Origin of the sequence: Desulfomicrobium escambiense DSM 10707 (assembly GCF_000428825.1) — a bacterium.
Taxonomy (GTDB): Bacteria; Desulfobacterota; Desulfovibrionia; order Desulfovibrionales; family Desulfomicrobiaceae; genus Desulfomicrobium; species Desulfomicrobium escambiense.
In genome coordinates this window covers 69,981-82,706 of the sequence record NZ_AUAR01000015.1, presented here as the reverse complement: position 1 = coordinate 82,706, position 12,726 = coordinate 69,981, and the positions used below count along the sequence as shown (strand labels likewise).

Below are 12,726 nucleotides of genomic sequence, written 5' to 3'. Positions count from 1 at the left end.
CGATCAACTTTGAAGTGTCAAGAATTATAGGCGATAGAATGGATTGGAGTCGGTGTCCTGGGGACAGGAAATGAGAAAAGGGCCCGGATTTTTACATCCAGACCCTGATTTTTCCTGTGGTGGAGATGAGGAGGATCGAACTCCTGGCCTCTGCATTGCGAACGCAGCGCTCTCCCAGCTGAGCTACATCCCCACGTGTGGGAAGCCTGATATGGGGTCCGGGCCCGGTTGTCAACAGCCGAACACCTGAAAAGCGTTCTGGACTGCGTTGCTCACCGATTTTGAAGGGTTCATGTAGTCGGCTACACTTCGCCCTTCAAAATCGGTTTACCCATGCTGGGCACGAGCGCGCCTTGCCAGAACGCTTTTCAGGCGTTCGGCGCTTTCAGATCAGGTAGCTCTGCAGGGTCATTCCCGCCGGTACCGGGGCCTTGTCCTGGTAGATGTCCCAGTAGGTCTGCCTGGCCCTGCCCAGGGCGTGGTACATGGGGTGGCCGGTCTGGGCGCGCAGCTCGCAGCAGGGCGCGTTGTTCTCGTCGATCATGATCAGGCGCTGGGCCCGGTTCAGGATGCCGGCCGTGCCGATGGAGGCGATGGCCGCGATCTCCCCGGCCTCGGCCCGGGCCATGAACTCGCCGTAGGTTATGTCCCGCTCCTCCACGGTCACGCCGTCCTCGCGCAGGATGGCGCAGATGCCCTGGATGGTCACCGAAGGAAGGATGAGCGGGCTCTCGGGAATCTTCACCACCGTGCCGTCCGCCAGAGCGATGAGGCAGCAGGACGAGTCCCATTCCGTGATGCGGCGGTCGCGCAGGGGCAGGTCCAGTCGGTCGTCCAGGAACAGGGCGGAACTGGCCTCGGGCAGGATGCTTTTGGCCTCGTCCACGGCCTTGACGCTCAGGAGGTAGTTCACGCCGAGCTTCAGGTTGCCCGTACCGTTGGCGCCCACGGCCCGCACCAGGTTGGGCACGACCACGCCGCTGAAGGGCTCGCCCAGGTAGCGGTCGTAGGTGCAGGTGACCATGCGGATGGACGGGCGTTCGGGGAAGGTCACACCAATGGACTGGGACTCGTCCACGGTGAAGGGGCGCAGGTAGCCCTGGCCGCCTGTCTCGCCCATGTCCCTGATGAAATCCGCCAGTTCGGGGCTGCGCAGGTAGTGCAGGATCAGGCCTTCGAGCTCCTCTTCAGTCGGTACCATGGCCTGCTGGGCCGTGCCGAGATTGAAGGAGATGGAGCGGCGGAAGCGCTGCAGGTTTTTGTGCAGGTTCAGGAACTGGATGTGCAGGCTGCCGTCCTCGGCCGGGCCGATGAAGTAGCGGATGCCCTCGAAAGCCAGACAGATCCCGTAGTGGATGGAGCGGGAAACCGCCGGGACCTTGTCGGCCGTGGGCACCATGGCGAAGGCCTTGTCGTGGAGCGTGTAGCGTGCCTGGGAACCGGCCCATTTGATGCCTTCGAAACCGGCCATGGGTCCTCCTGATGCGTGTCGGGTTGATGGTTGCGGGTGGTGCGTCCGTTGTGCTGAAAATTGTGGCCCTTTAGGGCGTGGCGCGGTCCGCCTCCCTTGGTCCGGGCCCTCCGGCGACGTAGGTGTGCAGGGGCAAGGCGTCATCCGCGCAGTCGCAGCGGTCGAGAACCGGGGTCAGAAAGCCCCAGCACAGCTCCACGGCGTCCTGGCGCCAGAAGAGGGTCTGGTCGCCGGTGATGCAGTCCAGCAGCACCTTGGCGTAGTCGTCCAGGCGCCCGAGGTCCGAGGCCGCGCCATAGGAAAACTCCATGGACTGGCCCTGCAGGCACAGCCGCGAGCCCTGGCCTTTGGTCTGGACCTCCAGGCGGACCACCTCGTGCGGGTGGATGCCGATGACCAGTCTGTTGGGCGGGATGGCGCCGCCGTGGGTCTTGCGGAACATGGACACGGGCACGCTCTTGAACTGCACCGAGATCTCGGTGTGCTTGGCCGCCAGGCGCTTGCCCGAACAGAGGTGGAAGGGCACGCCCTGCCAGCGCCAGTTGTCCAGATAGACCTTCATCCAGGCGAACGTCGGCGTGGTCGAGTCCGGCCGCACGCCGGGCTCCTGCAGGTAGCCGGGCACGGTTTTGCCGTCGACCATGCCCGGCCCGTACTGGCCCAGGATCAGCTGCTCGTCCAGGCGCTCCAGGTCCAGGGGGCGCAGGGAGCGGAAGACCTTGGAGCGCTCGTCGCGGACCAGTTCGGCGTCGAACAGGGACGGCGGCTCCATGGCGCACAGGGCCAGGAGCATCATCATGTGGTTCTGGAACATGTCCCGCAGGACCCCGGCCTGGTCGTAGAACCCGGCGCGGTGGCCGATGCCGAGGTCCTCGGCCGCGGTGATGCGGATGTGGTCGATGTAGCGGCGGTTCCAGACGGGCTCGAAAAGGGCGTTGGCGAAGCGCAGCAGCAGGACGTTCTGCACCGTTTCCTTGGCCATGTAGTGGTCGATGCGGAAGATCTGGCTCTCCCGGAAATAGCGGTGCAGGACATCGTCCAGCTCACGGGCCGTGGGCAGGTCGCGGCCGAAGGGCTTTTCCACGACGATGCGCACGCGCCGGTCCTCGTCCTGTCGGGCCAGGCCGGCCTCGCCGATGGCCGTGGCCAGGGGGATGTAGGCCGACGGCGGCACGGCGAGGTAGAAGAGGCGGTCCTTGGCGCCGCCGTCCAGCTCGTTCAGGGCCAGGGCCAGGAAGCGGGCCGAGGCGGGGTCCTCAGGGTCCATGCGCAGGTAGCTCACCCTGGGGGCGAGATCCGCCAGGCACGAGGAGGGGACGGCTCCGGCCAGCCTGTCGCCGAGCAGGTTTCTGTACTGTTCCGTGTCCATCTCCGTGCGGCCCACGGCCAGGATGCGCGTGTCGTGGCTGAGGAGCTGGTTGCGGCACAGGGAGGCCAGAGCAGGGTAGATCTTGCGCATGGCCAGATCCCCGGTGGCGCCGAAGACGACCAGGCTGACGGGGTCGGCCTGGGTCTGCACGGGACAGGAAAACTGATCTGTCATGGGGCTCCCCTGGGGATGAATGTCCGGGTCCGGAGCCGTCAGAAATAGCAGGACGAAGCCAAAACGCAAGCCCTGCCGCCCGTCGCTCCGCCAGTGCGCCGCCACGGGGGAAGGGGGCGGATCAGCGGAAGAAGAGGGCCACCCCGCACAGGGTGACCAGGGCGCCGACGACGCTGCGCCGGGACACGGGGTGCCCCCCAAGCCTGGCCAGGCCCAGGGCGAAGAGGGGGCTGACGGAGATGAGGGTCTGGGCCACGGCCGCGCTGGTCAGCTTAAGGGAGGCCTGCTGCAGCCAGATGCCCAGGAACGTGCCCAGGAACACGGCCAGGGTGAAGAGGGCCCAGCCGTGGCGCGCGGTGCCCACGTCCCGCCAGGTTTCGCGGTTCAGCACCAGCCCCGGCCTGATCACGGGCATGACGGCCCACAGCACGAGGCTGGCGGCGCCCAGGCGGACCAGGGCGGCCCACAGGGGCGTGACCTCGGAGGTGACCATGACCTGCCGGGAAAGGATCATGCCGAGGGCCTGGCACAGGGCGGCCAGAGCGGCGAAGGCCAGGCCGGGGAGGTTCGGGCGCTGGCGCGGCCGGTGCTCCGTGACCACCCACAGGATGCCCGACATGGTCAGGAAGATGCCGAGCCAGGCCGTCAGGCCGATGGCTTCGCCCAGGAAGAACATGCCGAGCACCCCCGTCAGCGGCGGTGCCAGGGACTCGATCAGGAGCGTCTGGCTGGGGCCGATGCGCTTGATGGCCGAGAAATACGCGCTGTCGCCGATGCTGATGCCCACGACGCCGCTGCCGGCCAGCCACAGCCACTGCGACGCCGTCAGGTCCGGCGCCGCGTCGTCCAGGACCAGGATGGTCGCCGTGAGCATGGCCACGGCCACGGCGCCCTTGACCAGGTTCAGGAACACGGCCGGGGCGCGGTTGCCCGTGCGGGTGTAGAGGAAGGTCGCCACGGACCAGATGAAGGCCGCGGCCAGGGCCGCGACCTCACCGGCGAAGGGCAGGGTCATCCCCGGGCCAGTGTGGTCGTTTCGTTGGCGAAGAAGAGGTCCTTGTCGAAGGGCCCGAGGCTCCCGGTCTCGGCCATGAGGGTGAAGTACTCGACCCGGGAGTAGCGGCGGGTCAGCTCCGGGCGCACGCCCATGCGGGCGTAGTAGTCGGCCTTGCGCATGGGCTGGTCGCTTTCGGTCAGGTCGTAGACGCCGCCCTCGATCTCGGCCCAGGCGTGGACCACGAACCCGGGTCCGCCGGGCACCCAGCCGTGGACGACCTCGGCCGCTTCGCTCTCGCTGCAGATTTCCATGGCCGCCGCAAAACACTGTTCCCTGAAATGCATGTTCAAGCCTCCGCGTTGATGCTGTCCATGACGGCCGCGCCCAGGGCGTTGCCGACTTCGTAATGGTCCGGAAAGACGACTTCTGTGCCCAGGCGTCTGGCCACCGCCGGCAGCAGGAACGGCGCGGCCGCGCCGATGCCGATGATCCGCGCCTTGAGGCGGATGGAAATGTCCAGAAGGGGGCTCTGTCCGGACTGTCCCATGAACCTGGCCAGGGCCGGCCCGACCTCGCGCGTGCTCAGGGCTTCGAGGATGGTGGCGGCGATGGTTCCTTCGGCCTTTTCGAGCACCCGGAGGCAGAACTCCTCGGGGGCCATGCCGCACAGTTCCGCCAGGACCTTCGCCCCCCGCAGGGACACGTCCGCGTTGCCGAGACTGAGGCGCCCCAGCACGTGCAGCGCGTCCGTGGGCGTGAAGCCGCAGGACACGACCCTTCGTGCGGCCTGCAGCCGGGCGATGGCCTTCTCCAGGCTGGATTCGGCCATGCCGATGTCCCGGCGCAGCTGCCAGGGCGTGGCCGGGCCGCGTTCCGCCAGCCGGCGCAGGATCGGGTCGTCGCCGGGGACGGTCCCCGGGGCCAGGTGCACGCACTGCCCGCGCATGTCCGTCCCAAGCCAGTCCGCCGGATTCTCCACGGCGTCAAGGGCCGCACCTTCCAGATGCAGCCCGGCCTGGGACAGGGGCACGACCCGGGCCGGACCGAGGGAGATCAGTCCGTTCGAGACCTGCGCCACGCTGTCCCCGCCCAGGCCCACGGTGTACATCTCCACGGCCTGCACATGGGTGCGCCAGGCGCCGATGGTCATGCCCTCCTCGCGGATGACGGGACGGCCGTCGCGGATGAGGGTGATGTCCGTGGTGGTGCCGCCCACGTCGACGATGACGGCCGTGTCGCCGGCCGCAGCGTCGGCGCCGAACAGGGCCGTGGCCGCCGGGCCGCTGGCCACGGTGGACGACGAGTTGCGCAGGGCTTGGTCCAGGTCCATGCTTTTGCCGTCGCCGCGCACGATGCGCACGGGGCAGGAGAGGCCCAGACGCTGCATGGAGCGGGCGATGCTCTGCAGAAAGTCCTGCATGACGGGCAGCAGGCGGGCGTTCAGCACTGCCGTGGAGGCGCGCTCCTCGATGCCGGGCAGGCTGCTGGCCTGGTGGGAGCAGAACACGGGCTTGGGGTCCGTCAGTTCGATGGCCTTGGCCGCGACGAGCTCGTGGGTCGGGTCGTCGAAGGCCAGCAGGGCGCAGACGGCGTAGGCGTCCACATGACCGCGCATGGCGGAGATACCCTTCAGCAGAAACTCCATGCCCAGGGGTTCGACCTCCACGCCCCGGGCCTTGTGGCCGCCGGGGATGAAACGCGAGTCGGCCGCCGGGACGTGCAGGCGTTTGTCGTGGCCGATGACGAAGAGTCCGACCTCGGCGCCCTTGTCCTCCACCAGGGCGTTGGTGGCCAGGGTGGTGGACACCGTGACCAGCCCGATCCGTTCCGGTTCCGCGCCCGAAGCGGCCAGGACGTCCGCGAGGGCGCGGCCGATGGCCAGGGCCGGGTCGTGGGCCGTGGTCGGCACCTTGGCGCAGGCCACGACCCGGCCGGTGCGCCGGTCGAGGACCACGGCGTCGGTGTAGGTGCCGCCGGTGTCGATGCCGATGACGAAATGCTCTGAGGACATGATCGTTTCCTTGAAAGGTGTGCGGACGGGTCTGCATTAAGGATTTCGCGCTGTGGCGTAAAGCCTGTGCCTGATCGTTTTCGTGACAAACGGCAGGCCGCGGTTGTCTCCATGGCCGAAATGTGCAACGAAAGGGGCCATCATGCTCACTTCCGTGCGGCGTTGTCGCGGCCACGGGAAACCAAGGAGAGATTCGTGCGCGAAGAACTTCATCTGATACTGGGGGGAGAGGCCGGCCAGGGCCTGGACACGGTGGCCGGACTCCTGGGCAAGGCCGTGGTCCGTTCCGGACGCCACCTGCTGACCGTGCAGCACGTCATGTCCCGCGTGCGCGGGGGGCACAACAATTTTCGCATGCGCCTGGCGTCGCGGCCGGTGCAGGGTCCTCCCGATACCTTCGATCTGCTGGCGGCCATGAGCCGCGAGAGCGTGGACCTGCACCGGGAAAGGCTCGCCGAGGGGGCCGTCATTCTCGTCGACGGCGGCTGGGACATGGCGCCCGAACCCGGCCTCATAGGCGTTCCCTTCGCTGAGCTTGCCGCACGGCCGGTATTCCGCAACGTGGCCCTGATGGGCGTGCTCGGCGCCATGCTCGGCATCGAGGCGGACATCCTGCGGGAGCTTGTGGCGGACAACTTCCGGGCCAAGGGCGACCAGATCGTGTCCAGCAACCTGGATGTCCTGGCCGCGTCCATGCGGTGGGCCGCGGACAACACGCCGTCTCTGCCCCTGCCGGGCGAGGGCGACTCCGTGACCCGGCTGGCCATGGACGGCAACCAGGCCCTGGTTCTGGGCGCCCTGGCCGCCGGGGTGCGCTTCTGCGGCTACTACCCCATGTCGCCGGCCACCTCCATCGCCGAGGGGTTGGCGCAGGTGGCCGTGGACATGGGCGTGGTGGTGGAGCAGGCCGAGGATGAGATCGCGGCGGCCAACATGGCCCTGGGCGCGTCCTTTGGCGGGGCCCGCAGCATCGTGCCCACTTCGGGCGGCGGCTTTGCCCTGATGACCGAGGCGGTCAGCCTGGCCGGGGTTATGGAGATGCCCGTGGTCTTCGCCGTGGCCCAGCGTCCCGGCCCGGCCACGGGCCTGGCCACGCGCACGGAGCAGGCCGACCTGGAGCTGGTCCTGCGCGCCGGCCACGGCGAGTTCCACCGCGCCATCCTGGCTCCGGCCGATGTTGCGGACTGCTTTCACCTCACGCACAAGGCCTTCGACCTGGCCGAGAAATCCCAGGGGCCGGTCTTCATCCTCTCGGACCAGTACCTGGCCAGCGCCGTGCGGTCCGTAGAGCCCTTCGACCTCGGCTCCCTGCCGTCCGTGGCAGAGCCCGACCTGAGCGACGCGGACCCGGACGGCTACCACCGTTACGACTGGTCCGCGCCCGTTTCGCCGCGCCGCATCCCGGGCCACGGCAAGAGCCTGGTCCTGGCCGACTGCCACGAGCATGACGAGCAGGGGCACATCATCGAGGCCGCGGACATCCGCGTGCGCATGCAGGACAAGCGCCTGGCCAAGATGGACGTGCTGCAGGCGGAGGTCCTGCCGCCCGTCTTCACGGGCGAGGACGAGTCCGACCTGCTCTTGGTGGGCTGGGGCTCCTCGGGCGAAGTCCTGCGCGAAGTCGCAGGAATTCTGCAGGGGCGGGGCGTCAAAGCCGCGAGCCTGTGCTTCACCCAGGTCTGGCCCCTGGCGCCCGAAACCTTCCTGCAGCGCCTGCACGCGGCGGAATGCGTGGTGGCCGTGGAGGGCAACAGCACGGCTCAGTTCGCGCGGCTGCTGCGCGAGACCACGGGTTTCCACATCGCCAACTCCGTCCTGCGCTACGACGGCCGGGCCCTGACGGCCGGCTACGTCCTGGAGCGCCTGGCGCCCATCCTGGAGGCATTATGATCGACAGCAAGATATACGGCGAACACGTCACGGCCTGGTGCCCGGGCTGCGGCAACCACGACGTGCTCCTGGCCCTGAAGGACGCCCTGGCCCGGCAGGATCTCGAACCGCATCGGTTCGCCGTGGTTTCGGGCATCGGCCAGGCGGCCAAGATCGTGCACTACGTCCGCGGCAACGGCTTCAACGGCCTGCACGGCCGCGCCCTGCCGCCGGCCCAGGCCTTGAAGCTCGTCAACCCTGAGCTCAAGGTCGTCGTGGAGTCGGGCGACGGCTGCTCCTACGGAGAGGGCGGCAACCACCTGCTGGCCGCCATCCGCCGCAACCTGGACATCACCCTCATCGTGCACAACAACCAGATCTACGGCCTGACCAAGGGCCAGGCGAGCCCCACGACTATGACGGGCCACGTGACCAAGAACAACCCCCTGGGCGTGTTCGACCAGCCCTTCAACCCCGTGGCCGTGGCCGTGGCCATGCGCGCGTCCTTCGTGGCCAGGTCCTTTTCGGGCTTCAAGGAGCACGCCGCCGCGACCATCGTCGCGGCCATGCAGCACAAGGGCTTCTCCCTGGTGGACATGCACTCGCCCTGCATCTCCTTCAACAAGGTCAACACCTTCGCCTGGTACAAGTCCCGCTGCAAGGAGGTCTCCCACGACCCCGCGAACTGGGACGAGGCCATGAAGACGGCCATGGTCTTCGGCGAGGAAATCCCCATCGGCGTCATCTACCGCGAGCAGCGGCCGTCCAAGGAGACGCTCCTGCCGCAGTGCAGGGACGGGGCCATGTACCGGCGCCCCGTGGACATGGACAAGGTCGCGGCGCACATGTTGAGCTACGCCTGAGGCGTCTTGCCAAGCGGCGGGCATCGGGTTAGGGCCACGAAAAAATCAAGGAGATCACCATGGCCAAAGCACGTGCCCGTCACATCCTGGTGGCGACCGAAGAGGTCTGCCAGGCTCTGAAGAAGAAGATCACCGAGGAAGGCGGAGACTTCGCCGAACTCGCCCGCAACTATTCCCAGTGCCCGTCGGGCCGCCGCGGTGGCGACCTGGGCACCTTCGGCCCGGGCCAGATGGTGCCCGAGTTCGACCACGTCTGCTTCAACGAAGCCGTGGGCGTGGTTCACGGACCGGTCAAGACGCAGTTCGGCTACCACCTGGTGGAAGTGACCGAGCGCTCCTGAAGAAGCGGCTCCGCCCCTGTCTGTGGAAACCGGGCTGCTTGGTGGCCCGGTTTTTTTTGGGAAAAGAGGATGGGAATCGTGGGAGTCATGGGACTTATGCACAAAACTCCATACATCTCATGACTCCCATAATTCCCATTCTCTCTTGAAAAGGACTCTCATGGAAGACCACATCCGATTCGACGCTGAGGCCTGCGTCCTGCTTCTGCTCGACCAGCGCAAGCTCCCTCTGGTGGAGGAGACCTACGCCTGCCGCACCGTGGAGGACGTCATCTACGCCCTGCAGACCATGGTCGTACGCGGCGCGCCGGCCATCGGCGTGACGGCGGCCTACGGCTGCCGCATTGCCCTGAAGCAGGCCATGGCCGCCGGGGCCTACTGGACGAACGAACTCGGCCGGCTGCTCGGCCTCCTGGCCCAGGCGCGGCCCACGGCCGTCAACCTGGCCTGGGCCGTGAACGAGATGCGCGGCGCCGCAAGCGGCGTGGCCGACCCGCGCGAGCTGGGCGACGTCTGGCTCGCCCTGGCGCAGAAGATCCACGCCGAGGACATCGCCATGAACAAGGCCATGGGCCGCTTCGGCGGGGAACTCCTGGCCGACGGCGACACGGTCATGACCCACTGCAACGCCGGCGCCCTGGCCACGGCCGGGTACGGCACGGCCCTGGGCGTCATTCGCGGGGCCGTGGACATGGGCAAGAAAATTTCCGTCATCGCCAACGAGACCCGGCCCTTCCTGCAGGGCGCGCGCCTGACTGCCTACGAACTGCACAAGGACGGCATCCCCGTGACCGTGGCCTGCGACAACGCCTGCTCGCTGCTCATGAAGCGCGGGCTGGTGCAGAAGGTCGTGGTCGGGGCCGACCGCATCGTGGCCAACGGCGACGTTGCCAACAAGATCGGAACGTCCGGCGTGGCCATCCTGGCCCGGCACTACGGCATTCCCTTCTACGTGGCCGCGCCCAGCTCCACCTTCGACCTGGCCACGCCTGAGGGCTCCCTCATCCCCATCGAGGACCGCACGCCCCTGGAAGTGACCCACGTTGGGGGCACCCAGATCACGCCCGACGGGGTCCCGGTTTTCAACTACGCCTTCGACGTCACGGATCACTCCCTGATCACGGGCATCGTCACCGAACGCGGGGTGCTTTCCCCGCCATACACATCGAGTATCGCCGAGATCATCGGCCAGGAACGCAGACCATGAACCAGCAGCTTCCCATGGTGGCCCTCATCGGGCGTCCCAACGTGGGCAAATCCACCCTTTTCAACCGCCTCATCAAGAAGCGGGTCTCCATCACCCACGACATGGCCGGCGTGACCAGGGACAGCATCTTCAGCGAGGTGCGCGGCGAAACGCGCGCCTACATGCTCATCGACACGGGCGGACTTGTCCCCGACTCCAGCGACGAGATCGAGATCAGCATCTTCGAGCAGGCCCGGGAGGCCATGGCCGGGGCGGATCTGATCCTGTTCATCGTCGACGGCCGCGCCGGGCTGCATCCCCAGGATGAGCAGGTCGGGCAGTATCTGCGCCAAAGCGGCAAGGAAGTGCGCGTCATCATAAACAAGGTCGACGGCCCCGAACAGGAGGAGGCTCTGGCGGCGGATTTCTACGCGCTGGGTTTTCCCCTGCAGTGCGTGTCCGCGGCCCACGGTTTCGGCATGGGCGATCTGCGCGACATGATCGAGACCGCGCTGCCGAAGGACCTGTGCGAGGGTGTGGAGCAGCCTCAGGGCGGTCTCAAGGTCGCCCTGCTCGGGCGGCCCAACGCGGGCAAGTCCTCGACCATCAACGCGCTGTTGGGCAAGAAGCGGCTCATGGTCAGCGCCGAGGCCGGGACCACCCGCGACTGCGTGGACGTGACCGTGCAGCGCGGCGGCAAGACCTACACCTTCGTCGACACCGCCGGGGTGCGCCGCAAGTCCAAGGTCACCGATTCCCTGGAATACTTCAGCGTCGTGCACTCCATGCAGGCCGCCAAGCAGGCCGACGTGGTCGTGCTGGTGCTCGACGTCATGGACGGCGTGGTCGGGCAGGACAAGCGGCTGTTGTCCTTTCTGGACACGGAGAAGATCCCCTTCATCATCGTGGTCAACAAGATCGACCTCCTGACCAAGGATCAACTGGCCAAGACCAAGAAAGACCTGGTGGACCAGTTCGCATTCTGCGGTCACGTGCCCGTGCTCTATTCGTCGTCGGTGTCCATGGCGGGCCTGGGCGGGCTCCTGCCGCTCATTGAGAAGCTCTGGGAGCAGTGCGGCCAGCGCGTGACCACGGGCGAGCTGAACCGCCTGGTCAAGATGGTCACCGAGCGGCACCAGCCGCCGGTCATGGGCGGGCGGCGCGGCAAGATCTACTACATGACCCAGGCCGACTCCCGGCCGCCGACCTTCGTCTTCTTCGTCAACGACGAGAAGCTCTTCGGCGGCAGCTACGTGCGCTACCTGGAGAACCAGCTGCGCAAGGTCTTCCGCATGGACAAGACGCCCATCCGCATGATCTTCCGCTCCAGCCACGACAAGGATTCGTAGGGGCCCCGCGGTCGCGGGGGGGCTCCCTTGACCGGGACCTGCGCCTTGACCTAGTGTTCCGCGACGCTCGGGGCCGCGCGCCCCGCCGCGCCACAACGACGCCCACCGCGAGGAGGATTTCATGGTTCAGAAAGCAGACAAGATTTGGTTCGACGGCAAACTCGTGCCCTGGGACGAAGCCCAGGTCCACGTCCTGACCCACACCCTGCACTACGGCGTGGGCGTGTTCGAGGGCATTCGCTGCTACGCCTGCACCGACGGCGGCTCGGCCGTGTTCCGGCTGCAGGAGCACGTGGAGCGCCTCTTCCTGTCGGCCAAGATCAACGAGATGACCATCCCCTTCACCCAGGACCAGATCAGCGCGGCCATCATCGAGACCCTCAAGGTCAACAGACTGTCCGAGGGCTACATCCGGCCCCTGACCTTCATCGGCGCGGGCGTCATGGGCGTCTACCCGGGCGACAACCCCATCCAGACCATCATCGCCACCTGGCCCTGGGGCGCGTACCTCGGCGCCGAGGCCCTGGAGAAGGGCATCCGCGTCAAGACCTCGTCCTTCACGCGCCACCACGTCAACGTCATGATGACCAAGGCCAAGACCTGCGGCAACTACGTCAACTCCGTGCTGGCCAAGCGCGAGGCCCTGGCCGACGGCTACAACGAGGCCCTCATGCTCGACGCCGAGGGCTACGTGTCCGAGGCCACGGGCGAGAACATCTTCATCGTGCGCAAGGGCGTCATCAAGACCTCGCCGCTGGGCTCCATCCTCTCGGGCATCACCCGCGAGTCCGTCATGATCCTGGCCGAGGACCTGGGCTACACCGTGGTCGAGGACCGCTTCACTCGCGACGAGCTGTACTGCGCCGACGAGGCCTTCTTCACCGGCACCGCGGCCGAGATTACGCCTATCCGCGAGGTGGACCGCCGCGTCATCGGCCAGGGCAGCCGCGGCCCGGTCACGGCAGCCCTGCAGGACGCCTACTTCAAGGTCCTGCGCGGCGAGAACCCCAAGTACGGCCAGTGGCTGGCCCGCTACAGCTTCTAGCCTCCCGTTATTGCCCGCCGGGCGCGGCCTGCCTGCGCCCGGCGTTTCGTC

The 12,726-nt window shown here is 67.3% G+C and carries 11 protein-coding genes and 1 tRNA gene; 6 read left to right on the top strand and 6 right to left on the bottom strand.

Annotated features, from left to right (window positions below; genetic code table 11):
- Nucleotides 1–117 precede the first annotated feature (117 nt).
- The 6 genes from G394_RS0112680 to G394_RS0112655 all read right to left on the bottom strand — a co-directional run bounded on the left by G394_RS0112680 (nt 118) and on the right by G394_RS0112655 (nt 6,022).
- A tRNA-Ala gene (locus G394_RS0112680) sits at nt 118–193 on the bottom strand.
- Nucleotides 194–385: 192 nt separating this feature from the next.
- Nucleotides 386–1,471 carry an aminotransferase class IV gene (locus tag G394_RS0112675; RefSeq protein WP_028577967.1) on the bottom strand — a complete coding sequence of 362 codons (1,086 nt, stop codon included), beginning with the start codon at nt 1,469–1,471 and terminating at the stop codon, nt 386–388.
- A 70-nt stretch (nt 1,472–1,541) separates the two neighbouring features.
- Nucleotides 1,542–3,014, bottom strand: a complete 1,473-nt coding sequence (gene zwf, locus G394_RS0112670) for a glucose-6-phosphate dehydrogenase (RefSeq protein ID WP_043775827.1) — start codon at nt 3,012–3,014, stop codon at nt 1,542–1,544.
- Between the two features lie 121 nt (nt 3,015–3,135).
- Nucleotides 3,136–4,029 (bottom strand): DMT family transporter, encoded by an 894-nt coding sequence (locus G394_RS0112665; protein ID WP_051307173.1) that lies wholly within the window; start codon nt 4,027–4,029, stop codon nt 3,136–3,138.
- Nucleotides 4,026–4,355, bottom strand: coding sequence for a hypothetical protein (locus G394_RS0112660; protein ID WP_028577964.1), 330 nt, complete (start codon nt 4,353–4,355; stop codon nt 4,026–4,028). The genes G394_RS0112665 and G394_RS0112660 overlap by 4 nt, the downstream gene beginning before the upstream one ends.
- Before the next feature lie 2 nt (nt 4,356–4,357).
- Nucleotides 4,358–6,022, bottom strand: coding sequence for a hydantoinase/oxoprolinase family protein (locus G394_RS0112655; protein WP_028577963.1), 1,665 nt, complete (start codon nt 6,020–6,022; stop codon nt 4,358–4,360).
- Nucleotides 6,023–6,217: 195 nt separating this feature from the next.
- Here G394_RS0112655 and G394_RS0112650 point away from each other — a divergent pair, with 195 nt between their 5' ends.
- The 6 genes from G394_RS0112650 to G394_RS0112625 all read left to right on the top strand — a co-directional run bounded on the left by G394_RS0112650 (nt 6,218) and on the right by G394_RS0112625 (nt 12,675).
- Entirely contained in the window at nt 6,218–7,912 is a 1,695-nt protein-coding gene (locus G394_RS0112650; protein ID WP_028577962.1) for a 2-oxoacid:acceptor oxidoreductase subunit alpha, read from the top strand.
- Nucleotides 7,909–8,754 (top strand): 2-oxoacid:ferredoxin oxidoreductase subunit beta, encoded by an 846-nt coding sequence (locus G394_RS0112645; protein WP_028577961.1) that lies wholly within the window; start codon nt 7,909–7,911, stop codon nt 8,752–8,754. The genes G394_RS0112650 and G394_RS0112645 overlap by 4 nt, the downstream gene beginning before the upstream one ends.
- Nucleotides 8,755–8,813: 59 nt before the next feature.
- On the top strand, nt 8,814–9,095 hold the full coding sequence (locus G394_RS0112640) for a peptidylprolyl isomerase (RefSeq protein ID WP_028577960.1): 282 nt from the start codon (nt 8,814–8,816) through the stop codon (nt 9,093–9,095).
- Nucleotides 9,096–9,255: 160 nt separating this feature from the next.
- Nucleotides 9,256–10,302 carry an S-methyl-5-thioribose-1-phosphate isomerase gene (mtnA, locus tag G394_RS0112635; RefSeq protein ID WP_028577959.1) on the top strand — a complete coding sequence of 349 codons (1,047 nt, stop codon included), beginning with the start codon at nt 9,256–9,258 and terminating at the stop codon, nt 10,300–10,302.
- On the top strand, nt 10,299–11,630 hold the full coding sequence (gene der / locus G394_RS0112630) for a ribosome biogenesis GTPase Der (RefSeq protein WP_028577958.1): 1,332 nt from the start codon (nt 10,299–10,301) through the stop codon (nt 11,628–11,630). Before mtnA ends, der begins: the two co-directional genes overlap by 4 nt.
- 121 nt (nt 11,631–11,751) lie before the next feature.
- Entirely contained in the window at nt 11,752–12,675 is a 924-nt protein-coding gene (locus tag G394_RS0112625; RefSeq protein ID WP_028577957.1) for a branched-chain amino acid transaminase, read from the top strand.
- Nucleotides 12,676–12,726: the final 51 nt, after the last annotated feature.

Excerpts from the sequence above, each read along its gene's own strand:
- G394_RS0112675 (WP_028577967.1), bottom strand. The coding sequence starts at position 1,471 with ATGGCCGGTTTCGAAGGCATCAAATGGGCCGGTTCCCAGGCACGCTAC.
- zwf (WP_043775827.1), bottom strand. The coding sequence starts at position 3,014 with ATGACAGATCAGTTTTCCTGTCCCGTGCAGACCCAGGCCGACCCCGTC.
- G394_RS0112665 (WP_051307173.1), bottom strand. The coding sequence starts at position 4,029 with ATGACCCTGCCCTTCGCCGGTGAGGTCGCGGCCCTGGCCGCGGCCTTC.
- G394_RS0112660 (WP_028577964.1), bottom strand. The coding sequence starts at position 4,355 with ATGCATTTCAGGGAACAGTGTTTTGCGGCGGCCATGGAAATCTGCAGC.
- G394_RS0112655 (WP_028577963.1), bottom strand. The coding sequence starts at position 6,022 with ATGTCCTCAGAGCATTTCGTCATCGGCATCGACACCGGCGGCACCTAC.
- G394_RS0112645 (WP_028577961.1), top strand. The coding sequence starts at position 7,909 with ATGATCGACAGCAAGATATACGGCGAACACGTCACGGCCTGGTGCCCG.
- G394_RS0112640 (WP_028577960.1), top strand. The coding sequence starts at position 8,814 with ATGGCCAAAGCACGTGCCCGTCACATCCTGGTGGCGACCGAAGAGGTC.
- mtnA (WP_028577959.1), top strand. The coding sequence starts at position 9,256 with ATGGAAGACCACATCCGATTCGACGCTGAGGCCTGCGTCCTGCTTCTG.
- der (WP_028577958.1), top strand. The coding sequence starts at position 10,299 with ATGAACCAGCAGCTTCCCATGGTGGCCCTCATCGGGCGTCCCAACGTG.
- G394_RS0112625 (WP_028577957.1), top strand. The coding sequence starts at position 11,752 with ATGGTTCAGAAAGCAGACAAGATTTGGTTCGACGGCAAACTCGTGCCC.